Source organism: Nocardia acidivorans NBRC 108247, assembly GCF_001625085.1.
GTDB lineage: Bacteria > Actinomycetota > Actinomycetes > Mycobacteriales > Mycobacteriaceae > Nocardia > Nocardia acidivorans.
Genome location: NZ_BDAW01000039.1, coordinates 14,562 through 37,364 on the forward strand (window position 1 = coordinate 14,562; position 22,803 = coordinate 37,364).

Annotated in this window: 21 protein-coding genes and 1 riboswitch; of the genes, 10 read left to right on the forward strand and 11 right to left on the reverse strand. The window is 65.9% G+C overall.

Going from position 1 to position 22,803, the window contains the following annotated elements; all coding sequences use genetic code 11:
* Window positions 1-39 precede the first annotated feature (39 nt).
* The 5 genes from NA10_RS21610 (at window position 40) to NA10_RS21630 (ending at window position 3,800) form a co-directional block, all read left to right on the forward strand.
* Complete coding sequence (locus NA10_RS21610; protein WP_067570808.1) at window positions 40-309, forward strand: WhiB family transcriptional regulator; 270 nt, start codon at window positions 40-42, stop codon at window positions 307-309.
* 70 nt (window positions 310-379) lie between these two features.
* The gene (locus tag NA10_RS21615; RefSeq protein ID WP_067570809.1) at window positions 380-2,056 is read left to right on the forward strand and encodes a VWA domain-containing protein; all 1,677 of its coding nucleotides are present in this window, start codon (window positions 380-382) and stop codon (window positions 2,054-2,056) included.
* 96 nt (window positions 2,057-2,152) lie between these two features.
* Window positions 2,153-2,569, forward strand: a complete 417-nt coding sequence (locus tag NA10_RS21620) for a DUF7144 family membrane protein (protein ID WP_067570810.1) — start codon at window positions 2,153-2,155, stop codon at window positions 2,567-2,569.
* A gap of 73 nt (window positions 2,570-2,642) precedes the next feature.
* Window positions 2,643-3,347, forward strand: a complete 705-nt coding sequence (locus tag NA10_RS21625) for a helix-turn-helix transcriptional regulator (RefSeq protein ID WP_067570811.1) — start codon at window positions 2,643-2,645, stop codon at window positions 3,345-3,347.
* 81 nt (window positions 3,348-3,428) lie between these two features.
* Window positions 3,429-3,800 (forward strand): VOC family protein, encoded by a 372-nt coding sequence (locus NA10_RS21630; protein WP_067570816.1) that lies wholly within the window; start codon window positions 3,429-3,431, stop codon window positions 3,798-3,800.
* A 34-nt stretch (window positions 3,801-3,834) separates the two neighbouring features.
* On the opposite strand, the gene NA10_RS21635 is transcribed toward NA10_RS21630, so the two are convergent.
* Entirely contained in the window at window positions 3,835-4,407 is a 573-nt protein-coding gene (locus NA10_RS21635; RefSeq protein WP_157556662.1) for a TetR/AcrR family transcriptional regulator, read from the reverse strand.
* 114 nt (window positions 4,408-4,521) lie between these two features.
* Here NA10_RS21635 and NA10_RS21640 point away from each other — a divergent pair, with 114 nt between their 5' ends.
* Together NA10_RS21640 and NA10_RS21645 are read left to right on the forward strand one after the other, a co-directional pair.
* Window positions 4,522-5,541: an aldo/keto reductase gene (locus NA10_RS21640; RefSeq protein ID WP_067570828.1), complete on the forward strand. Its 1,020-nt coding sequence runs from the start codon at window positions 4,522-4,524 to the stop codon at window positions 5,539-5,541.
* A gap of 118 nt (window positions 5,542-5,659) precedes the next feature.
* Window positions 5,660-6,562 carry an NADP-dependent oxidoreductase gene (locus NA10_RS21645; protein ID WP_067570829.1) on the forward strand — a complete coding sequence of 301 codons (903 nt, stop codon included), beginning with the start codon at window positions 5,660-5,662 and terminating at the stop codon, window positions 6,560-6,562.
* Window positions 6,563-6,874: 312 nt separating this feature from the next.
* Here the strand turns inward: NA10_RS21645 and NA10_RS21650 are convergent, their stop codons facing one another.
* From NA10_RS21650 to NA10_RS21685, 8 genes are all read right to left on the reverse strand, one after another.
* Window positions 6,875-8,383: an HNH endonuclease signature motif containing protein gene (locus NA10_RS21650; protein ID WP_067570830.1), complete on the reverse strand. Its 1,509-nt coding sequence runs from the start codon at window positions 8,381-8,383 to the stop codon at window positions 6,875-6,877.
* 307 nt (window positions 8,384-8,690) lie between these two features.
* Window positions 8,691-11,534 (reverse strand): aminomethyl-transferring glycine dehydrogenase, encoded by a 2,844-nt coding sequence (gcvP, locus tag NA10_RS21655; RefSeq protein ID WP_067570831.1) that lies wholly within the window; start codon window positions 11,532-11,534, stop codon window positions 8,691-8,693.
* A 164-nt stretch (window positions 11,535-11,698) separates the two neighbouring features.
* Window positions 11,699-11,817, reverse strand: a riboswitch (glycine riboswitch).
* A 146-nt stretch (window positions 11,818-11,963) separates the two neighbouring features.
* The gene (locus NA10_RS21660) at window positions 11,964-12,533 is read right to left on the reverse strand and encodes a MerR family transcriptional regulator (protein WP_067570833.1); all 570 of its coding nucleotides are present in this window, start codon (window positions 12,531-12,533) and stop codon (window positions 11,964-11,966) included.
* Window positions 12,534-12,729: 196 nt separating this feature from the next.
* Window positions 12,730-13,203 carry a bifunctional nuclease family protein gene (locus tag NA10_RS21665; protein ID WP_067570905.1) on the reverse strand — a complete coding sequence of 158 codons (474 nt, stop codon included), beginning with the start codon at window positions 13,201-13,203 and terminating at the stop codon, window positions 12,730-12,732.
* A gap of 82 nt (window positions 13,204-13,285) precedes the next feature.
* Window positions 13,286-14,044: a transcriptional regulator FtsR gene (gene ftsR, locus NA10_RS21670; protein WP_157556670.1), complete on the reverse strand. Its 759-nt coding sequence runs from the start codon at window positions 14,042-14,044 to the stop codon at window positions 13,286-13,288.
* Window positions 14,045-14,088: 44 nt separating this feature from the next.
* On the reverse strand, window positions 14,089-14,556 hold the full coding sequence (gene garA, locus NA10_RS21675; protein ID WP_067570835.1) for a glycogen accumulation regulator GarA: 468 nt from the start codon (window positions 14,554-14,556) through the stop codon (window positions 14,089-14,091).
* A gap of 120 nt (window positions 14,557-14,676) precedes the next feature.
* On the reverse strand, window positions 14,677-15,075 hold the full coding sequence (gcvH, locus tag NA10_RS21680) for a glycine cleavage system protein GcvH (RefSeq protein WP_067570836.1): 399 nt from the start codon (window positions 15,073-15,075) through the stop codon (window positions 14,677-14,679).
* Window positions 15,076-15,145: 70 nt separating this feature from the next.
* The gene (locus NA10_RS21685) at window positions 15,146-15,781 is read right to left on the reverse strand and encodes a CDP-alcohol phosphatidyltransferase family protein (RefSeq protein WP_067570837.1); all 636 of its coding nucleotides are present in this window, start codon (window positions 15,779-15,781) and stop codon (window positions 15,146-15,148) included.
* A gap of 147 nt (window positions 15,782-15,928) precedes the next feature.
* Here NA10_RS21685 and NA10_RS21690 point away from each other — a divergent pair, with 147 nt between their 5' ends.
* The 3 genes from NA10_RS21690 (at window position 15,929) to NA10_RS21700 (ending at window position 20,076) form a co-directional block, all read left to right on the forward strand.
* Window positions 15,929-17,623, forward strand: coding sequence for a GMC oxidoreductase (locus NA10_RS21690; protein ID WP_067570838.1), 1,695 nt, complete (start codon window positions 15,929-15,931; stop codon window positions 17,621-17,623).
* Between the two features lie 50 nt (window positions 17,624-17,673).
* Window positions 17,674-19,029 (forward strand): DUF2252 domain-containing protein, encoded by a 1,356-nt coding sequence (locus NA10_RS21695; protein ID WP_245677634.1) that lies wholly within the window; start codon window positions 17,674-17,676, stop codon window positions 19,027-19,029.
* A gap of 150 nt (window positions 19,030-19,179) precedes the next feature.
* A complete protein-coding gene (locus NA10_RS21700) occupies window positions 19,180-20,076 on the forward strand; it encodes an NERD domain-containing protein (RefSeq protein WP_067570840.1) in 897 nt (298 codons plus the stop codon).
* Here NA10_RS21700 and NA10_RS21705 read toward each other — a convergent pair.
* Together NA10_RS21705 and NA10_RS21710 are read right to left on the reverse strand one after the other, a co-directional pair.
* The gene (locus tag NA10_RS21705) at window positions 20,048-20,689 is read right to left on the reverse strand and encodes a phosphatase PAP2 family protein (RefSeq protein WP_169812621.1); all 642 of its coding nucleotides are present in this window, start codon (window positions 20,687-20,689) and stop codon (window positions 20,048-20,050) included. The two genes, NA10_RS21700 and NA10_RS21705, sit on opposite strands and share 29 nt — an antisense overlap.
* A 152-nt stretch (window positions 20,690-20,841) precedes the next feature.
* Entirely contained in the window at window positions 20,842-22,755 is a 1,914-nt protein-coding gene (locus NA10_RS21710; protein WP_067570844.1) for an acyl-CoA dehydrogenase family protein, read from the reverse strand.
* Window positions 22,756-22,803 lie beyond the last annotated feature (48 nt).

Below are 22,803 nucleotides of genomic sequence, written 5' to 3' on the forward strand. Positions count from 1 at the left end.
AAACACCCCGCGTGATCGGACAGGAAAGGAGCACATCCGATGACGAATACCGCAGTTCAGGAGCAGCAGACGCTGGCGGATCTGCTTCCCATCTCCGATTCCGCCAACTACTGGCAGCACGCGGCCTGCAAGGGCGACCCGAACCATGAGGCGTGGTTCCCGTTCCCCTCGCAGGACTTCGACTACGCGCGCGGCATCTGCGCGGGCTGCCCCATCCGCCGCGAATGCGGTGAGTTCGCCACCCGCACCGGCCAATCCGGGGTGTGGGGCGGCCACGAGTACGACCGCGGCAACCGGATCCGCGACTGAGCCGATCCCGCGGCGGTCACTCCATGCCCTGGTGGGCGGGGGTGACCGCCGTTCTCCCTAGACTGGGCGGGTGGGTACTCATCGCGCCGCGGGCGGGTCACGAGGTGTCAGCAGGGGACCGATTGTCGCAGTGGTAGCGGTGCTGGTGCTAGCCCTGGCCGTCGTCGGCTGGACCTGGTTCCAAGAGCGTGCCAAGGAAAGGGACAACGCTGCCGCGGCCTCCTGTGTCGGGGGCACCGTCACGCTGAATGTGACCGTCGATCCGAGCATCCTCACACCGGTCAAGGCCGCGGCCGACAGCTACAACAACACCACACCGCATGTGCGCGACCACTGCGCGCAGGTGAAGGTGAACCCGCAATCCTCCGCGGCCATGGTCGCCGCTTTCACCTCGACCACTCCATGGGATCCGGCGCTCGGCCCGCAACCGGGCCTGTGGATTCCGGATTCGACCCGCTCGGTGGAGCTCATGCGCGTACCCGGCCTGATCGGCGGTACGCCCGCACCGATCGCGGTGAGTCCCATCGCCCTCGCCGTCCCCGACGCGCTGCGCCAGGCCATGGAGACCGCGCAGGTGCACTGGGCGGATCTGGCCAAACTGCAACAGGGTTCGCTGAGCGATATCGGGCTCGCGTCGTGGGGCGGGCTGAAACTGGCCATGCCGAGCGGTGATTCGGCCCTGGCCGTGGCGACCGCGGTCGGCTCCGGCGTCTCGGGCACGGATCCGCTCGATGCCAACGCGGTCCGCTCGGGACAGGTCAGCTCGGCCATCTCACTGCTCGCCGCGGGCGCGCCGCCGGTCAAGGACGCCGCGACCGCGCTCACCGATCTCGCCGCCGCCACCGATCCGGTCGCCGCGCCCGTGCATGCGGTGCCCGCCACCGAGCAGCAGATTCGAGCCCGCAACGGGCTCACCGCCTTTCGGCCCGCGGAGAACGGTCCGGTCGACGATTATCCGGCCGCGGCCATCACCGCCGCCTGGGTCGATCAGACGCAGGCGGCCGTCGCCGGACTGTTCGCGGATTTCCTGCGCGCACCCGAACAGTCGAAGTTGTTCACCGACAACGGTTTCGGGGCGGCACCGCCCAATGCCGCCAGCGTGCCGGAGAAGTCCGTGCTGAGCCAGGTGCAGCAGGTGCTCTCGCATCCGGTGCTCGGGGTGAGTTCGACCGTGCTGCTGGATACCTCGTCCTCGATGGGCATCGCGGACGGCACGATGACCCGGCTCGCCAATGCCGTCGCGGCGCTGCAATCCACCATGGGCGTCATGCCGCCGCAGTTCGGGCTGGGCATCTGGGAGTACTCGAAGAATCTCGACGGCGCGACACCCTACAAGGTGGTCACACCGACCGCGCCGCTCACCGACGCACAGCGCGGCGCGATCGCCCAGTCGCTGGGCACGCTCACGCCCGGGACCGCCAAACCCGACCGGACCTATCCGACCGTGGAGGCCGCCTATCGCAATGCGGTGGGCAATTACGCCGCGGCGCGCAGCAATACGATTCTGCTGATCACCGACGGACCCGAGGACGACTCCCCCGTCACCGGCGATCAGCTACTCGCCGATATCGCGGCGGCGACCGATCCGGCGCATCCGGTGCGCGTCGATGTGATCGTGATCGACGGACCCGGCACCCAAACCCTGCAAACCCTGACCCAGCGGACCGGCGGCACCTATACCAAGCTCGCGTCCAGCAATGACCTGGCATTCGGCACCGCGGTATCGAAAGCGCTGACAACACCCTGAAATAGTTTCACCGGCATGTCGCCACCAAGTTGCAGCAACCCCGTGGAAGATTCGAAACAGGTTCTATCCGCTTCATCGACCATCGAAGGGGTTCCAATGGCGCACACTACGGACACCGATCATTCGGTGCGGCAGGGTGTAGCAGCCGGCACATCCATCGCGGCGGCGGTACTGCTGCTGGTCATCGGCGTGCTGACGATTCTGCAGGGCATTTCCGCGGCCGCCTCGGATGATCTGCTGATCGTCGGCACCAATGACTACATCTACAAGTTCAACACCTCGGCCTGGGGCTGGATCCACATCGTGGTCGGGGCCATCGTGGTGCTCACCGCCATCGGCCTGATGACCGGTGCGACCTGGGGCCGCGTGGCGGCGATCATCATCGCGGCGGTCTCGATCGTGGAGAACTTCCTGTGGCTGCCGTACTACCCGGCGTGGTCGCTGCTGATCATCGCGCTGGACGTGGTGGTCATCTGGGCGGTGTCGACCTGGAAGCCCGGCACCACCGTATAGATCCGCATCGCACGGCGCCCGCCGGTTCGCCGACGGGCGCTGTGCTGTCGGTACCCCCATCTACTGTGGGTTCGTGAACCGCACCGATCGGCTCTACGCGATTGTCGAGGAGTTGCGCGCCATCGCGCCGCGACTGCGCACCGCACGCGAGCTCGCCGAGCGCTACGAAGTCAGCCTGCGGACCATCGAACGCGATATCAGCGCGCTACAGCAGTCCGGCGTGCCGATCTACGCCGATGTCGGGCGGCGCGGCGGGTACGCACTGGACAAGCGAATGTCCTTGCCGCCGTTGAACTTCACCGCCGTGGAATCGGTGGCGCTGGCGGTGGCCCTCGAACGCAGTCTCGACACCCCGTTCGCGCATGCCGGGCGCAGTGCACTGCGCAAGATCCTGGCCGCCATGCCGGAGTCCGCCGCCGCCTCCGCACATGAACTCGTCGGCCGGGTCGGATTGATCGAGACCACCGAATCTGCTGCCGCACAGGGGATTCCCGCGGTCATCGAGGAGGCGGTGCAGGCCCGCCGGGTCATCGAATTCGGCTACCGGGACCGCTTCGGCGCGGTCACCCACCGGCGCGTCGAACCCATGCTGCTCCTGCACGTCACCACCGGCTGGTGCCTGGTGACTTGGTGCCGGCTGCGCGATGCCGCACGCTGCTTCCGGGTGGATCGGATGGTCGACATCACCATGAGCGATGAACCCGTGCCCGCCCGCACCCTCGACGGGTGCGATCTGGACCTGCCCAATCACAAACTCCGGATGATCGCCTTCGGATAGTTCGCAAACACCGACAGGGGGCTGTCGCCCGGCCGCGAGATCGTGAATGCGCAACCCGCACACCACATACTCGGAGGATCCATGACCGCCCCCAACACCGTCGCCTGGTTCCAGATCGGCAGCGACCAGCCCGAGCAGGTGAAGAGCTTCTACGCCGGCCTCTTCGGCTGGTCGTACACCGCAGATCCTGCCTTCGACGGCAATTACGACCTGATCAGCTACCCCGGCAGCCCCGCCCCCGCCGGTGGTATCGCCCGCATGCACGACAGTTCGGCCAATCATGCCGTCTTCTATGTCCTGGTCACCGATGTCGCGGCCACCGTCGCCACCGCCGAAACCCTCGGCGCGACGGTGCAGGTGCCCGTGACCAAAGCGCCGAGCGGACTGATCTTCGCCGAACTCCGCGACACCTCGAACAATCACTTCGGCGTCTTCACCCCGGCCCCGGCCTGACTGATCGCGGCGCTGACGCCGGCCGGGCTCGGCGTCAGCGTCGCAGACCCGCTATGAGCAGATCAACCAGCCGCCGGGCGTCGTAGTCCGGGTTGGCGCCCGCCCCGATGCACAGATTGCCGACACCGCGCATCAACTCGAAAGCGCTTATGTCCGAACGGATTTCGCCCGCGGCGACGGCGGCGTCGAGCAGGTGCGCGCAGGCCGGGACCAAGCGGTCGAGAAAATACGCGTGCAGGGTCTGGGAGGCCGCGTCGCCGGATTGCAGCGCCTCGGCGAGACCGTGTTTGGTGACCAGGAAGTCGACGAACAGGTCGATCCAGCGGGCCAGCGCCTCATGGGCGGTGGCGCAGCTCGCCAACAGCCGCGGCCCGGCCTCCGCGCAGGCCTCGACCTGATGCCGGTAGACCCCCACGATGAGATCGGCCCGGGTCGGAAAGTGCCGGTAGATGGTGCCGACGCCGACCCCGGCCCGGGCCGCGATATCACGCACGGGCACGTGCACGCCCGAGGCGATGAAGGCCGCGGCGGCCGCGTCCAGCAGCGTCTCGGCATTGCGCCGGGCATCGGCTCGTTTGCGCGGTGCGGCTGATCCGGTATCGGCCACCGTATTCACTCCCGTTCGACGCGGTGTTGGCAAACGGAACAACGTTCCGTATGTTGGGTATCGGAACAACGTTCCGCTTATCTCACCATAGCGCGTCTCCGGAGGAGAACAGCCATGCAGTACCGCCCCCTCGGCCGCACCGGCGTCCAGGTCAGCACGCTCGCGCTCGGCGCGATGAACTTCGGCAGCATCGGCCGCACCACCCCCGCCGAAGCCACCGCCATGGTCGACGCCGCCCTCGAGGCCGGGATCAATATCATCGACACCGCCGACGTCTACGGCCTCGGCCAGTCCGAAGAGCAAGTCGGCCAAGCCATTTCGGGTCGCCGCGACGATATCGTGCTGGCCACCAAGGCCACCCTGCCCATCGACGACGAGCGCAACCATCGCGGGAGCTCACGTCGCTGGCTGACGACCCAGCTGGACAACAGCCTGCGCCGCCTCGGCGTGGACCATATCGACCTGTATCAGATGCACCGCTGGGATCCGACCACCAGCGATGAGGAAACCCTCTCCGCGCTCACCGATCTGCAACGCGCGGGCAAGATCCGGTACTTCGGCTCCTCCACCTTCCCCGCCTACCGGATCGTCCAAGCCCAGTGGGCGGCAAAGGAAATCCGCTCCAGCCGCTACGTCACCGAACAGCCCGGCTACTCGATTCTCCAGCGCGGCATCGAATCCCACGTCCTGCCGGTCGCCCAGGAGTACGGCATGGGTGTCCTGGTCTGGAGTCCCCTGGCCTCGGGCTGGCTCTCCGGCGCGATCCGCGCGGGCCGCGAAATCACCACCAGCCGTTCACAAGCCAGGCCCCAGTGGTACGACACCGCCATCCCGTCCAACCGCGCCAAACTCGACGCCGTCGAACAACTCGTCAAGGTGGCCGATGAGGCCGGCCTCACCCTGATCCAGCTGGCCCTGGCCTTCGTCACCGCACACCCCGCCGTCACCAGCGCGATCATCGGCCCCCGCACCCTCGACCACCTGACCTCCCAACTCGCCGCCGCCGACACGGTCCTGACCCCCGACATCCTGGACGCGATCGACGCCATCGTCCCACCCGGTGTCGACCTGTCCCCCGACGAGAAGCACGACGCCCCACCGGCCCTGCTCGACCCCACCCTGCGCCGCCGCTGAAAACGAACTCATCGCATCGGCGCAATGAGCCATTACCCTGCGGGTTCGGCGATCCCGGGCGCTCGGCTGGCAAACTGCGCATAGACCGAGTTGTCCGGACCGGAGACGGGAGCGATTCATGAAGGCAGTGCGTTTCAGCCGGTTCGGCGGGCCCGAGGTCCTGGAGGTCGTGGACCTGCCCGACCCGCACCCGGGTCCAGGTCAGGTACGGATCGCGGTGAAGGCGGCCGGGGTCAATGCCAGCGACTGGAAGAAGCGCAGTGGCCTGATGGATGAGGAGCTTCCCCGGACACTGGGATATGAAGCCGCGGGCGTGGTCGACGAACTCGGCGACGGGGTGACCGACGTGGCGATCGGTGATCGAGTATTCGGCTTCTCCGGTCGGGGCGCGGGCCAGGCCGAACTGGCGGTGCTGGAGACCTATGCACCGATCCCGTCATCCCTCGGATTTCCGGAGGCCGCCGCACTGCCCGCCGCGATCGAGACCGCTACGCGTGCGATCGATCAACTCGGAGTCAAGGGCGGAACCGCGCTCCTGGTCAACGGCGCCTCCGGGGTAATCGGTGCCGCCGCTGTTCAGCTGGCGGTGGCACGCGGAGCCCGAGTGATCGGCATCGCGAGCCCGGCCAACCGCGATTACCTACGGTCACTCGGGGCCGAGCCCGTTGCCTATGGTGCGGGGCTCAGCGAGCGCGTGCGGGCCGTGGCCCCCGAGGGGGTGGATACCGCATTGGATGTCGCGGGCAACGGGATTCTCCCCGAACTCATCGAATTGGCCGGGGGCGCTTCACATGTGGTGACGATCGCCGACTTCGCCGGGGCACGGGAAACCGGAGTGCACTTCAGCCGGGGCGAGGACGGCCGTGCGATCCATGCGCTTGCCGAGATAGGCGAACTCGTCGACTCGGGACGGTTCTCGCTGCCGGTCGCGCAGACATTTCCGCTTGCCGACGTCGCGGAGGCGCATCGGGTTGGGGAGAATGGTCGTCCGCGAGGGAAGCTTGTAGTCGTGATCGACTGAGCCGCATCGGGTTGGTGAGGGCGGGCATGTGCGGGGGGAGATCGTATTGGCTTGCGGGGGAACGGGGTTGGGCACGGGGCCTTCGAAGCCGACCTGGGGCGGGGGCTTTCGGTTCCAGCGGGGTTCGGTGGATGGCCACGATTTTTCAGAGTGGGAACGTCGTCTGCCGTACCCGGCTTTCGCTCCCCTATTGGGTGCCGCATTCTCACCTTCCAGCGGGGCTGGGAGGATCTGGTCGCCTTTAGGACCGAGACGAGAAAGAATACGATCAAGCGTGCGGGGGTGCCGTACCCAATATTTGAATTGGGTGCCTTAGAACGGTGGCGCGTCGCTGTACTCGGGAAGTTTCTGTTGAGGGTGGACTGGTTTGCGGCGGCGCTGGGTGGGGGTGCAGTAGACGTGCACCAGTTCGGTAAGTGCGTTTATTACCCGGCCCGGGTTGAGTAAGGGGTCTATGGGGGTGGGGGTGGGGACGCCGTTCGCGGTAATGGGTGGTATTTGGGCTCGGGGGAAAAGGAATTTCATTCCCTCGGGGGTGGTGGTGATGGATTCTCCGGTGGGAGAGCGCCATTCGACTCGGCGGTGGGGGTGGTGGACTACTTGCCAGCCGTTCAAGCCGTTGTCGGCGAGGGTTTTGAGGCGGTGGTGGCGACGGCAGCGGCAGCCGAGGTTGGATTCGGTTGTGTGGCCGCCGGTTTCCGGGGAGTGGCGGTTGAAGCGGTCCTGGTGGTCGAGGTCGGTGGCTGCGGCGGGCACCATGCAGCCCGGGGCGCGGCAGCCACCGTCGAGCGCGCGCACCTTGCCCGCGAGGCGGACGGCTGGACGGTAGCGCATCTCCGATTTGGCAGCGGCGGACGCCGTGACACCCGATTCGGCGGCAGGTTGAGAATCTGTGACCGGCGCTTCCGGGGTGGTGTCGGTGATGATGTCGAAGTGGGCGTGGCGGGCGATCTGACGAGCCAGGTCGGGGTCGATCGCGCCGAAACCGGCCAGGAGCGCGGGGTTGTCGCACAGGCCCGCGAGGGTTTCGGCGGAGACGCCGACCTGGACAAGGGCTTTGCGAGGGTTGGCGGACTGATCCGGGGCGGCTGCGCGCGGGCAGTTCTCGTCGGAGCATTGGCAGGACAGGCGGTTGGAGCCGTCGGCGAGTGCGATGAGGGCGTCGGCGCGACGCTGGTTCGTGGTGCGCGGATCGTTGCCGCAGCATTGGGTTGAGGCCATTTCGCGCAGGCGTTCGTAGAGCGCCTGCGCACCCCGGGCGGGGAGAACTCCGTCGAGGATGGCGGTGCCGTTGTCCGCCGCGCTGACGGTGACGTAGCGATCGGCTTCGGCGGCCTTGCGACGCTCGGTCTGCCCCGCCGGGTCGAGTTCGAGAAGCCAGCGGCGCAGGGTGCGCTTGACCCGGGAAGGATCCGCGGTCTCCGCATAGGCGGCAATGCGCGGTTCCACCAGTGCCACAAGCTCATCCGAGGCATTGAGCAGCACGTCCCGAATGGCGCGAGCACGCGGCAGATCAATCCGCCCCGCCGCGAACGCCTCCCGCACATGCGGCAAACGCGCATCCAAATCCAGCCCGAACCCAATCAATACATCGGCCTGCCGCTGAGAAACCTTCAGCACAACAGCGATTTCGGTGGCCGCATCCTCCCCCGCGTGAACCGCCCGCACCCCCAATTCGAGCTGCTGCGCCCGACGCAGCCGATACAACCGAGTCATCAACTCAGCCTCTTCAGCCTGCCCCACAGCTATCCGCGAGTGCACCGCACGCAACCGCTCCACCAACTCATAGCTGGTGAGCTCCGCAACAGCACTTTCGCCCATACGTTCGATCCTACTGCGCACCAACCCAACACGCGCACCCCAAGAAGCAACACACCGAGCAAATGATCAGCAAAAAGTGCTTGATCTTTTGTCTTTTAATCTTTTGTCTTTTAATCCTTTGTTCTTTTCCCGAAAACGCAACCACAGCAGGTCTTCCGGTCGAGAACGTAAGTTCTCGACCAAATGTCCGGAAGCGAAAGCCGGGTACGGCACCCCAGGTTCCCACTCTGAAAAATCGTGGCACTCTTCCGAACCCCGCTGGGACAGAAGGTAACCCCTGTCCCAGCTACGAAGGCCCCGAGTGGCTTCAGTCGTCGGCGTAAGAATCAATCGGCGGGCAGGAACAAACCAAGTTACGATCACCATAAGCCCCATCAATCCGCCGCACAGCAGGCCAAACCTTAGGCCGCGAATTCCCCACACCCTGCGGATAAACAGCGATTTCCCGGCTATACGGATGATCCCACTCCGCAACCAAGCACTGAGCGGTATGCGGAGCACCCCGCAGCGGATTATCCTCCACCGGCCACACCCCCGCCGCAACCTGATCGATCTCACCCTTGATAGCAATCATCGCCTCGATGAAAGCATCGATCTCTTCCAGGTTCTCACTCTCGGTGGGTTCAACCATCAGAGTCCCCGCCACCGGGAAACTCATCGTCGGCGCATGGAACCCATAGTCCGCCAACCGTTTCGCCACATCGTCCACCGTCACACCGGTCCGCTTGGTGATCTCCCGCAGATCCAGAATGCACTCGTGCGCGACCATCCCATTGTCCCCCGTGAACAGCACCGGGAAATGCGGATCCAACCGCCGAGCAATGTAATTCGCCGAGGCGATGGCCGTCAGCGTAGCCCGCCGCAGTCCGTCCGCCCCCATCATTCGAATGTACGACCAGGTGATCGGCAGAATCGACGCCGACCCGTACTTGGCCGCCGACACCGCATGCGATCCCGTCTCCAGCGGATCACCCGGCAAGTACTTGGCCAGATGCTCACGCACCGCGACCGGACCGACGCCCGGCCCACCGCCACCGTGCGGAATGCAGAACGTCTTGTGCAGATTCAAATGGCTGACATCGCCACCGAACCGCCCCGGACGAGCAAGTCCCACAAGCGCATTCAGGTTCGCACCGTCGACGTACACCTGACCGCCCGCATCGTGCACCATCGCGCACAGCTCGGCGACCTCATGCTCGTACACACCGTGGGTGGACGGATAGGTGATCATGATGCAGGCCAGCCGATCGGCGTGGTCGGCGATCTTGGCGCGCAGATCGTCCAGATCCACATCGCCGTTCGCACGCGTCTTCACGACCTCGACCCGCATGCCCACCATGGCGGCCGAGGCCGCGTTGGTCCCGTGCGCGCTGGACGGAATCAAACACGTATCCCGGTGCGTATCACCACGATCCAGGTGATACCGCCGAATCGCGAGCAGTCCCGCGTACTCGCCCTGGCTACCGGCATTGGGCTGCAACGAAACCCGGTCGTACCCGGTGACGGCGGACAGCCATCCCTCCAGGTCCTCGACCAATCGGATCAGGCCCGGCGCGTCCTCGACCGGCGCGTACGGGTGCACCCGATTGAATCCCGGCCACGTGATGGATTCCATCTCCGCCGCCGCGTTCAACTTCATCGTGCACGATCCCAGCGGAATCATGCTGCGGTCCAACGCGATATCCTTATCCGAGAGCGACCGCAGATACCGCATCATGGCGGTTTCGGTCCGGTACCGGGTGAACGCCGGATGCGTCATGAATTCCGAGGTCCGGTTCTCGATATGCGGCCGCAGCTTCCCGTGGAAGAGCGCGCCCTCCGGCCCGACCGGAATCTCCGCGCCGAAGCAGTCCAGCACCGCGACCACATGCGCGTCCGTGGTCGCCTCATCACAGGCGATGCCGACATGATCGGCATCGACGAGCCGCAGGTTGATCCCCACGCCCTTCGCCTTGGCCACAATGGTCTCCGCGCCGCCCGGCACATTCACCAGCACGGTGTCGAAGAAGCTCTGATGCACCACCGCGTCGCCCAGCCCCGCGGCCAGCCACTGCGCATGCCCGTGCACCCGCCGCGCGATCGACTTGAGCCCGTCCGCACCGTGATACGAGGCGTACATGGCCGCGACAATGGCCAGCAGCACCTGCGCGGTGCAGATATTCGAGGTCGCCTTCTCGCGGCGAATATGCTGCTCACGGGTCTGTAGCGCGAGCCGGTACGCGGTATTGCCGTCGGCGTCCACCGAGACGCCGACCAGTCGGCCCGGCAGCTGCCGCGCGTGCGCCTGGCGCACCGCGAGATATCCCGCATGCGGTCCACCGAATCCGAGCGGCACACCGAAACGCTGGCTGGTGCCGAAGCAGGCATCGGCCCCCTGCTCCCCCGATGAGGTGATCAGCGTCGCCGCAAGCAGATCCGCGCCCACCGCGACCAAAGCCTTACGCGCGTGCGCGGATTCGATGACCGAGGTCCAGTCCACGATCTTGCCGGAGGCGCCCGGCTGCTGCACGATCACGCCGAAGAAGTCGCCCTCGGGCAGCTCCCCACCGGACAGATCCGCCTCGACGATCTCGATCCCCAGCGGCTCGGCGCGGGTGAACAGCACCGTGCTGGTCTGCGGGAACAGATCGGAGTCGATGAGCAGCCGCTGCGATTTGCTCCCCCGATTGGCCCGCTGCAACAGCGTCATGGCCTCGGCGGCGGCGGTGGCCTCGTCCAGCATGGACGCGTTCGCCACATCCATACCGGTCAGATCGGACACCATGGTCTGGAAGTTGAGCAGCGCCTCCAGCCGTCCCTGGCTGATCTCGGGCTGATACGGCGTATACGCGGTATACCAGGCCGGATTCTCGATCAGATTGCGCACCAGCACCGGCGGGGTCAGGGTGTCGTAGTAGCCCAGCCCGATCATGGTGGTGGCCACCGTATTCGACCCGGCCAGCGCGGCCAGCGCCTCGAGCACCTCGTGCTCGTTCACCGCGGGCGGCAGGGCGTCCAGGCCATTACTGCCCGCGCCGTCCAGAATGCTGGCCGGTACGGCCTTCGCGGCGAGTTCTTCCAGCGATTCCACACCGACGGTGGCGAGGATGCGCTCCAGTTCGCCGCTGTCGGGTCCGATATGGCGGTCGGCGAAGGATCGAGTCCAGGTCACGGCAGCTCTCCAAAGGGGTGGGCGGGGGTCGGCGCGGTGGCCGACGCGTCGTCTGCCCTCCCCCTCTGTCGTTGGCGCCTGAGAGATTCGGGGCACGGCCGTTGCGGCCGAACCCCTTTCACCATGGGCGGGTGGCTCGCGACCACCGCTTTCCAGAGGCGCCGAAACTCCGCACGGTCCCTTGTGCCTGAGAGATTGACGGGGAGGTGCTGCTCCTTCGGCGCCCGGATTCCGCCGGCCTTCGAAAAGACCTGCATCCCCGGGACTCTCCCGCACGGCTGCGACGCACCGACAAGTCTAGAGGTCGGCAAGTTACAGCAATGTTGCCTGGGTCGACTTCAGATGGAGCGCCCCTCGAGAGGTCAGAAAACAACCCCGGCAGCACGGCGTGTTCGAGAGCCGGCTGCCGGGGTGCGGAGGTGAACGGGTCTACCCGGTTTTCTGATTCATTCTCGCCTTGCGACGGAAGGACAGCTCATCCTCCGGACGCTCGCTGGCACTGCCCGCCTCGGCGCGCTCGGCCGGGAAATTGGCGATGGCCCCGGTCAGCTCGCGCATGGCGCCACTGACCGCGATTCCGAAGACGCCCTGCCCGCCCTGCAGTAAATCGACGACCTCCTCGGGCGAGGAGCACTCGTACACGGTGGCCCCGTCGGAGAAGAGGGTGATCCCGGCCAGATCCTCGACCCCGCGGCTGCGCAGATGATCCACCGCGATACGAATGTTCTGCAGCGAGATCCCCGCGTCCAGCAATCGCTTGACGATCTTGAGGACCAGAATGTCCTTGAACGAGTACAGCCGCTGACTGCCCGATCCGGTGGCGCTGCGGATGGACGGCACGACCAGCCCGGTACGGGCCCAGTAATCCAGCTGCCGATAGGTGATCCCCGCGACCTGACAGGCGCTCGGGACCCGATAGCCGACGAGTTCGTCCGGCACCGTGTCATCGGGGAACAGCCCTGGCTGCACCACATCGTGGGTGTGCGGTTGGTCTCCCACTGACTACTCCCTTACTGCTGGCCTATCCGGGCTCGTGTCTTGACATCGGACACTGCATCGACGTTTGGAGCGTGGCCTAACTGTCGAGGCTACTCTCCTGATTGTCCCGGGAGCATCGGCGTCGAACCAAGCGTGACGAGCGGCGTGTTTCTAGACCTTAAGTACAGGTCGAGACAACGATTACGCCGCCCCCCACCTAACTGTCGGTGGCCTTGAAATCATCCGGCGACACCGACTCCAAGAACTCCTTGAACTTCTCCACCTCGTCCTCGCGCTCGTCCGGCATGACGAGACCGGCCTCCTCGAGCACCGGCTCCTCCGCGTAGATCGGACAACCCACCCGCAGGGCGATCGCGACCGAATCGGAGGGGCGCGCTGAGATCCGCAGATCGTTCTCGAAGACCAGATCGGCGTAGAAGGTGCCCTCCTGCAGATCCACGATCCGCACCTCTTTCAAGGTGTGCCCGAGATCCTTGATGAGGATCTTGATCAGATCGTGGGTCAGCGGACGAATCGGCGTGACACCCTCTTGCTCGAGTACGATCGCGGTGGCCTCGGCCTGCCCGATCCAAATGGGTAGATACCGGTCACCGGAAGCCTCGCGGAGCAACAGCACGGGCTGGTTCTGTGGCTGTTCGACACGGATGCCGATCACACGCATTTCGCTCATCGCACTGCCTCCCATAAACTCGCCGACCACCCGGCTATCGACACAGCGGGGCGAGTCGTATCACCGAGTCTAGGCGAAGATTTCAGCCTCCGAGCGAAGCACGCACCGAGGTCTTCACCAGGCAGGTATGCAGGGTCAGCGACAGTGCCGCCAACTCTCGCACGGTCTCCTCCGCGCGGGCGCGGGCGTCCGCGTCCCGGCTCTTGGCGATGGGCGCGGCGATCTGCGCTACCATGGCCGCCTCCCGGTCCGCGGCGAGTTTGAAGGCACGCAGATGCCTTGCCTCCAAACCGAATTCACTCAATGCCTTGGCGGTGCGCGCGAGCGTCACCGCGTCGGCGTCGAAATAGCCTGCCGCACCGGGCGTGATGAGATTCGCGCGAATCAGTTCGGTGAGGAACTTCTCGTCGATTCCCGCCTGTTGCAACAGATCCGCCCGCGGAACCCGGATCTCATGATCGAACCGGAGCTCCTCGGGCGATACCTCACCGGACACGACCCCTAGCCGCCGGAGGCGGCCATCCCCGTTGGGGCCCATAGGATGTAGCTCTCCCTCGCTGACGACGCCCGCTCGGGCACGGGCTTCCCGTACCCCGAGCGTCGCGGCCCCACTGTCGATCGCTTCCAGCTGTTCCTTGATCACCTTCAGCGGCAGGTATTGATCCCGCTGCGCTGTCAGCACGAACCGCAGGCGTTCCACGTCGGCTACGTGGAACCTGCGGTACCCCGAAGGGGTGCGTTCGGGACTGATCAATCCCTCCGATTCGAGGAATCGAATCTTCGAGATGGTGATGTCCGGGAAATCCGGACGCAGCAAATCCAACACGGAGCCGATCGACATGCCCCCGCGCGTCCACTGCGCTGCGCCAGTCATTCCGCTCGGTCCTATAGTGCGCCCGCGTCGCTTGTCTGCGGCCGCGGACCGGTAAGGAACACGAGACGGAACTTGCCGATCTGAACCTCGTCGCCGTTCTGCAGCTCCGAGGAGTCGACCGGCTCCCGGTTGACGTAGGTGCCGTTGAGGCTGCCGACATCCACAACCTGGAAGGTGTCGTCGTCCTGGCGGAACTCCGCGTGGCGACGACTCACGGTGACATCATCGAGAAAGATGTCGCTGTCGGGGTGGCGTCCCGCGGAGGTGGTGGGCTGATCCAACAGAAACCGCGAACCGGCGTTCGGGCCGCGCTTGACGACCAGCAGAGCCGCACCCGCGGGCAGACCCTCGACTCCCACCGGCTGTTCGCCGGTCTGCTCAGGGCGCGACGTGTCGACCTCGTTCAGGAAATCAGCGCGGAACACCGAAGTGGTCTCTGCTGCCGTCTCCTGGTAACCCGGGTCCTTGTTCTCGCTCACCCTTGCTCTCCTCCTCGAACCGAATAATCCATGCAAGCAGTTGATGCCTTCAGCGGAACTGTTGGCATTGACCGTACCCTGCCGGGCCGTACCCGTGCAGGTAGAACTGTGAAGGCTGCTTCAGCCTCCGATAACTCCTTGATAACCTGCGGCATCGAGCAGGTCACCGTATGCGGCATCGAGGGTCTCGGCCGAGTCCAGCTCGAGTTCGAAGATCCATCCGTCGCCGTACGGGTCGGTGTTGAGAGTCTCCGGCTCGGCCGTCAGAATCTCGTTCACCGCAACGACTTTCCCGGCCAGCGGGGCGTAGATGTCCGAAACGCTCTTGGTGGACTCCACTTCGGCGATGCTGTCGCCGTTGGCTACATCTTTTTCGGTGTCGGGCAGCTGCACGAACACCACATCACCGAGCTGCGACTGGGCGTAGTCGGTGATCCCCACCCGGACTCGGGTGGGTCCCGCGATGCGCACCCATTCGTGTTCCTCGGTGTAGCGCAGGTCGTCGGGTAGGTCGCTCACTGGCGGTGTCCTTTCAACGGGCGGTCCTTTCGGGATCGTCACCGATCCGTTCGCCACACACCCTAATGGGCTAGTGATCTTCGCTCGACGGGGCCGGTACGGCTCCGGCGACGGGGGTCGGTATTGCGCGATACACCGCAATGGCCTTGCCCACGTAGAGAATGCCGGTCCAGACGTAGACCGCCGTACCCCAGACCAGGAATGCCCCGCCGAAGGCCCGCCCGAAACCTGCCAGGGGCCAATCCATTTGACCTGCGAGAAGCCACGGCAGCGCGGACATGAGCGCGAAGGTGGCGGCCTTGCCGAGATAGATCACCTCGGGCGGGGGCAGCTGCCGGCGCTTGTAGATGCCCAGGGTCAGGGTCAGGATGCCGTCGCGCGCGACCAGGATCAGCACCACCCACCAGGGCAGGATGCCGCGAATCAGGAAGCCCGCCAGGGTGGCCAGCAGATACAGGCGATCGACGAGCGGGTCCAGGATCGCGCCCAGCTTGGACGATTGGTCAAGCAGCCGTGCGAGTTTGCCGTCCAGAAAATCGGTGAAACCGCTGGCGACCAGCAGCGCGAAGGCCCAGCCGTCTGCCTTCCGCACCAGCAGCAGCCACAGGAAGACGGGGACGCCGATCAGCCGGATCGCACTCAGCACGTTCGGGACGGTGAGGATGCGATCGCTGTACACCGGTTCGGCGTTCCGCTCGGTTGTCACAACCTCACGTCTTACCCCATCGGCCCGGGAGTCTCCAGGCGGGTGGGTCGCGAGTGTTCTGTTGTATGGTCTCGGCCATAGCAGGGAAATGACAGAATGAGTTGGGAAGTTTCTCATCTGTTACGCAGGCATGCGAGAGGAAAAACCATGCCCGACTTCGACTACGACGTCGTTGTGATCGGCTCCGGGTTCGGGGGGAGCGTCAGCGCGCTGCGCCTGACCGAGAAGGGCTACCGGGTGGCCGTGCTGGAATCCGGCCGCCGCTGGGAAGCGCAGGACATCCCCAAGACGAACTGGAATGTGCGCAAGGCGATCTGGGCCCCGCGCCTGGGTTTGACCGGGACGCAGCGCATCAGCGTGCTCGGCAAGTGCGCGGTCTTCTCCGCCTCCGGGGTCGGCGGCGGATCGCTGATCTACGGGAACACGCTGTACGAACCGCTGCCGGACTTCTACACCGATAAGCAGTGGGCGCATATCACCGACTGGAAGACCGAGCTCGCGCCGTACTACGACCAGGCGCAGCGCATGCTCGGCGTCGCGCCCAATCCGCGGATGACCCCCGCCGACGAGGTGATTCGCTCGGTCGCCGAGGACCTCGGGGTGGCGGACACCTTCCATGCCACCGATGTGGGCGTGTTCTTCAATGAGGCCGATCCGGGCGCCGAGGTCGAGGATCCGTACTTCGGTGGCGCGGGCCCGCGGCGCAACGGCTGTATCCACTGCGCGCGCTGCTTCACCGGCTGCCCGCACAATGCCAAGAACACCACCCCCAAGAATTACCTCTACCTGGCCGAACAGGCCGGGGCGACGGTCTTCGCGCTGACCACCGTGACCAAGGTGCGGCCCATGACCGGCGGCGGCTACGCCGTTGAGACGGTGCGCTCGGATCGCTGGATTCGCAAGGACCGCAAGACCTTCACCGCCGAGCAGGTGGTCTTCGCCGCGGCGGCGCTGGGCACCCAGAAACTGCTGCACAAGATGCGCGATGAGGCGGTGCTGCCGGATCTGTCGCCGCGACTGGGCGAGCTGACCCGTTCCAACTCCGAGGCGATCCTGAATGTGGTGAGCCACGGCCGCGACGATTTCGCGCAGGGCGTAGCGATCACCTCCTCGATTCATCCGGAGCCGAACACCCATGTCGAGGTGTGCCACTACGGGCACGGGCAGAACGGCCTGTTCCCCATGTCGGTGCCGATCGTGGACGGCGGGGCGTTCCGATTCCTTCGCTTCCTGCTCGCGATCCTGCTGCATCCGATCGTGTTCGCGCGCAGTCTCAATGCCCGCAATGCCTCGGACAGATCGGTGATCCTGCTGGTCATGCAGTCGCTGGACAATTCGCTCACCTCGTATCGGCGCTGGGGTCAGCTCAAGACCAGACAGGGCACGGGCAAACCCAATCCGACCTGGATTCCGCTCGCACACGAGGTGGGCCGGCGCTTCGGCAAGAAGGTCGACGGCGATGTGCACAGCCTGATCATGGATATGTTCAATATCCCGGCGACCGCGCACTACATCGGCGGCTGTGTGATCGGTGAGGGACCCGAGGCCGGTGTGGTCGACCCCTATCAGCGGGTGTTCGGCTATCCGGGCCTGCATATCGCGGACGGTTCGGCGGTGACGGCGAACCTGGGCGTGAATCCGTCGCTGACCATCACCGCGCAGGCCGAGCGCGCAATGGCGTTCTGGCCCAACCGGAATGAGGCCGATCCGCGACCGGAGCTGGGTGCGCCGTATCGGCGGATCAATCCGGTGCGACCCAAGCAGCCCACGGTGCCGGAGTCGGCCTCGGGTGCGCTGCGGCTGCCCATCTTCCCGGTCGATCCGGCGGTGCCCGTCAACTGACGGTAAGTTCGATTGCTGTGTGCTCCAACGTGATCGACTTCCGTACCCCCGTGTCGTCGCGGGAGGTGTGGGATCGCGGTCGAGCACTGCGGGACCGCACCCCGGTGCGATCGCGGGACCGGGCCGCGGTTTCCGCGGCCCGGCCGGGAGTACTCGACTTCATCGATGCCAGTAATGCCGGACGTTTGCCACACCTGATTCCACTGCGGATCGGGCGCATGGCGGCGTCGCCGTATTCGTTCTTCCGAGGCGCCGCCGGGCTCATGGCGGCTGATCTTGCGGGCGGCCCCGGCAGCGGACTGACCGCACAGCTGTGCGGTGACGCGCACGCGGCGAATTTCGGTCTCTACGGGACGCCGCGCGGTGAGATCGTGATGGATATCAATGATTTCGACGAGACCGCGCCGGGGCCCTGGGAGTGGGATCTCGAGCGCCTCGCGGCGAGCCTGGTGCTGGCCGGGCGCGAGGGCGGGGCGTCGGAGGACGACTGCCTGGACGCCGCGCGCGATGCGGCGCGGTCGTATCGGCTGGCGGTGGCCGAGCTGGCGGGGCAGCCGTTCCTGACCTCGTGGACGGCGCTGCCCGACGAGTCGGTGATCGGCCGGGCCAATGCCGATCCGCTGCTCGAACACTTCCGCAAGGCGGCCAAGAAGGCGCGCAAGAACACCAGCGCCAAGGTGGCGCGCAAGTGGACCGAGCACCTCGAAGATCATGAAACCGGGTACGGGACAAGGAAGTTCGTCCAGGATCCGCCGCTGCTGACTGCGGTCGAGGACACGGTGTCCGAGGCGGTCATCGACGGATTGACCAGCTATGTCGGCACGCTGCGGGAATCCCGGCGCAATCTCATCACCCGGTTCACCGTCTCCGATATCGCCTTCCGCATCGTGGGCACCGGAAGTGTGGGCCTGCACAGCTATCTGGCGCTGCTGCACGGCAATGACGATGAGGTGCTGGTGTTGCAGATCAAGCAGGCCTCGCCCTCGGCGCTGACCCCGTATCTGCCGCCCGCGCCGACGCGGCACGAGGGTGAGCGAATCGTGCAGGGCGCCAGGCATGTTCAGGCCGAGACCGATATTCTGCTGGGCTGGACCACGCTGACCCTGAACGGTGCACGGCTGCCGTTCATCGTGCGGCAGTTCCGGAATCTCAAGGGCGGCATCGATCCCGCCTCGCTGGACGCGTGCCTGCTCGACGATTACGGGCGGCTGGCGGGCGCGCTGCTGGCGCGGGCGCACGCGCGCTCGGTGGACCCGCGGCTGGTGGCGGGATATCTCGACGGCGCGGAGGCCTTCGACGAGGCGGTGGCGCGGTTCGCGGTGCGCTACGCCGATCGGACCGAGGTCGATCACGCCCAGTTGCTGACCGCGGTCAAGGAGGGCCGACTACCCGCCGAAACAGCGTGAGGCAAGGACACCGAAACAGCGTGAAGCGAAGACACCGAAACAGCGTGAAGCCACCGACACACGACGCGGTGTAAATCTGGGCGGTGGGTCTGAACCGTCCGTACCATTTCCCTCAGCAGTACCGATTTCGACGAGAGAGGTGCAGCGCCGATGCTCGTTCGAGTACAGAATCCCGCTGGCACGCATGCGGAGAAGGTTCTGATCGACTGGCTGCGCACATGGAAGGGCAGCGGCGATCCCAAGGGTGTCGCCACCGTGAATTGCAGTCTCTTCCACGGTGATCGGCTCTATCCGTTCGACGCGGTCATCTGGACGCCCAGCAGCTGCGTGGTCATCGAGGCCGAGGCCCTGGTGGAGCGCACGGACGGTGAGCTGGAGGTACCGCTCAACGGGCCCTGGCGGGTCGGCGACAGGCTGATCAACTTCGAGGGCAATGACAAGCGCACCCCGCTGGACAAATCCCGCGATCACACCTTCGCGCTGCAGAATTGGCTCGCCGAGCGCGGGCTGGGTCAGCGCGTGGTGCACGGCGCAGTGCTGGTGGTGCCTCCGCCGGGCTCGAATCTGCGGGTGACCCAGCTGTGGAGCGATCCCAGTTTCGAGGTGCTGGTCGGCGATGATCCGCGCAGACTGCACGAATACTTCACCGGACTCTCGGCGCGGGGACGGCCGCAGTGGTCGGCCAATGATGTGGCGTGGGCCTTCCGCGGGCTCGGCATCCTGCCGTATCTGCCCGCGCCGCAGGATCTGTTGAACGAGGGTTTCCTGGGTCCGGTGGATATCACGCTGTGGCACGGCGGACCGCAGCAGGCGCAGGCCGAGGCCTATGCCGAGGAGCAGGCGCGGTTGGAGGCCGAGGCCGCGGCGGCCGGGGGTGGTTTCCGGGTGCCGACGCCGTGGTTCGCGCCGACCAAGCTGTATCCGCGCGAGCACGGGGATATCGATTTCGGGCGCGGGTTCATGCGGATCATGTTGACCCTGGGCATGATCGTGGCGCTGCTGTGGGTGTTCTGGATGATCATCGCGGGGGTGGTGGCGTACGGGTGAGCGCGAGGTAGCGCCACGGTAGGTACAGTGCGGTCACCATGGCGACAGCGGCCGCGGTACCGCCGATGACATCGGTGGGATGGTGATAGCCCAGCCCCACCATGCCGACCAGGACCGCGGGCAGCACCACGGCCATGCCCACCACAAGGGTGATGCGGGCCCGGGTCGATGCGCTCACCAGGGCCAATGCGGTGACGATGGCGACCAATTGCACGGTGTGCCCGCTCGGGTAGGCGAGGTAGTGGTGCAACTGCCGATCCCAGAAGGGCTTGAGCGCGAAGGTGTTCACCAGAATCGCGAACTCGGGGCCGATGATCATGAATCCGGTCGCCCACCACTGCCGCCGGTACGCGAACCACACCGCCGAACCCAATTGCAAGGGGATGGCGATGTAGTTGTTGCTCGGCGCGACCAGCACCCGATACAGCCACTGATGTCCGTCGAAGGACGAGTGGATGTGTCCGTCGAGGGCGGTGTCGAAGCCCGTCGGGCCGCCGTCTGCCGGAAAGAATTGCGGCACAACGAGGGTGACGATCACGGCCGCGAGGATCAGCGCGGGCAGCGCCGCCTGCCGGGCCGGGGTGTCGGGCGGGTGCGCGGTCGATCGGGTCACGCCGACACGATAGTCAGTCCCGCGGCCGCCGCGCCGCATGGCCGGGATCAGCGCCCGTTCACGCTCATGGCCATTGGCCATCTCCTGTCGTAGATCTCAACGAGGAACTGCCGCACCGTGGTTCACGGTGCGGCAGTCGAATCCGGGTCGCGCTATGGGGTGTCGAGCATCGCGGCCCGCAGCATCTTCTCCGGCACACCCATACCGTCGATGAGGGTCAAGGCGTGCGGGCGCAGGCGATCCACCAGCTCATTGACGCCGCGGCGCACATTCTTGGCCCGCTCCACGGACATGAACCGGTGCATGATGTACCACGCCTGGTTTTCTTCGAGCAAACTGTAAACGTAGAGATCGCACACGGTTTCGGCGAGTTCGCGCGCCTCGTCGTCCTCGATGCCGGCAATGCCCTCGATGAACGCCTCCAGCACCAGCCGGTCGATATGGGCCGTGCCCGCCGCCAGAATGTGGTCCTGGGCATTGTTGAACGCCTCGAACGGCCCGGTCTCCTTGGCGCGGGCGCGCAGTCGATGCCCGGCGGTGCGCACCAGATAATCCTCGCGGTCGGCGAAGAGTTGCAGCTGCACCGAGCGCCGGGACAGGTCGCCGTCGTCGACCGATTCACTGGAGCGGTCGCGCAGGCGCTGGATGAGCTGGCGCACGCCGGAGCGCTCACGGACCTCATCGCGGGCGATGGTGGCGGCGAAGCGCACCCAGCCCATGGCGTCCAGATCGCGCACCTCATCGGAGTAGGCGGTGAGCAGATCCTTGGCCACCAACTGGGTCAGCACGAGGTTGTCGCCCTCGAACGTAGTGAACACGTCGCTATCGGCCTTGAGCGTGACGAGCCGGTTCTCGGTGAGATATCCTGCGCCGCCGCAGGCTTCGCGGCATTCCTGAATGGTGCGGGTGGCGTGCCGGGTCTGCGCGACCTTGAATCCGGCGGCGCGCTTCTCCAGCGCGCGCTGCGCGCCCTCGGCCAGATCCTGTCCGGTCTGCACCAGGTGCATGCGGCGCACCAGATCGTTCTGCGCGAACTGCAACGCGTAGGCGCGCGCGACCAGCGGCAGCAGGCGGCGCTGATGACTGCGGTAGTCCATGAGCACGGTCTCGACGCCGGTGTCCGGATCCTGGAATTGCCGCCGCTGTTCGCCGTAGCGGACCGCGATGCTCAGCGCCACGCGGGCCGCCGCCGCGGCCGCGCCGCCGACGCTGACCCGGCCCCGCACGAGGGTGCCGAGCGTGGTGAAGAACCGTCGGCTGGGGTTGACGATCTCGGAACTGTAGGTACCGTCGGGTGCGACGTCGGCATAGCGATTCAGCAGATTCTCGCGCGGAATTCGCACCTGGTCGAACAGGATTCGGCCATTGTCGACGCCGGGCAGACCGCCCTTGAGACCGTCGTCGGAGGTGGTGACGCCGGGCAGATCATTGCCCGCCTCATCGCGGATCGGCACCAGGAAGCAGTGCACGCCCTGGGTCTCACCGCCGGTGACGAGCTGTGCGAAAACCGCTGCCATGCGGGCGTGTTCGGCCGCACCGCCGATGTAATCCTTGCGCGAGGAGGGAGTGGGACTGTGTACGACGAATTCCTCGGTCGCGGGATCGTAGGTCGCGGTGGTCTCCAGATTGGCCACATCGCTGCCGTGTCCGGTCTCGGTCATGGCGAAGCAGCCCAGCAGGTCCAGCGGCAGCAGCTTTTCGATGATCTCGCGATGCCGTTCGGTACCGAGATTGTCGACCGCGCCGCCGAAGAGTCCCCACTGCACACCGCATTTCACCCACAGCGACAGATCGGTGTAGGCGAGCATTTCGAGCGCGGTCACGGCCCCGCCCGGATCGCTGGTCCCGCCGGTGACCCTACCGAAGCCGAGTTCGGCCCATCCGAAGGAGGACACCAGATGCATCTGCTCCAGTACGCGCGCTCGCGCGGCCTTGTAATCCAGGTAGGGGTCGCCGTACAGGCGGTCGTCGTCGAGGTGTTCCCGAGCCTTCTCGCGCACATGCCGCCACGGACCGTCGAGGGCTGCGCGTAGATGTTCCGCTATCTGATCGCCACCGTTAGCCATACTCCAAAACACTACTGCTATAGACCTGGTCGGCCCGGTGATCTATCG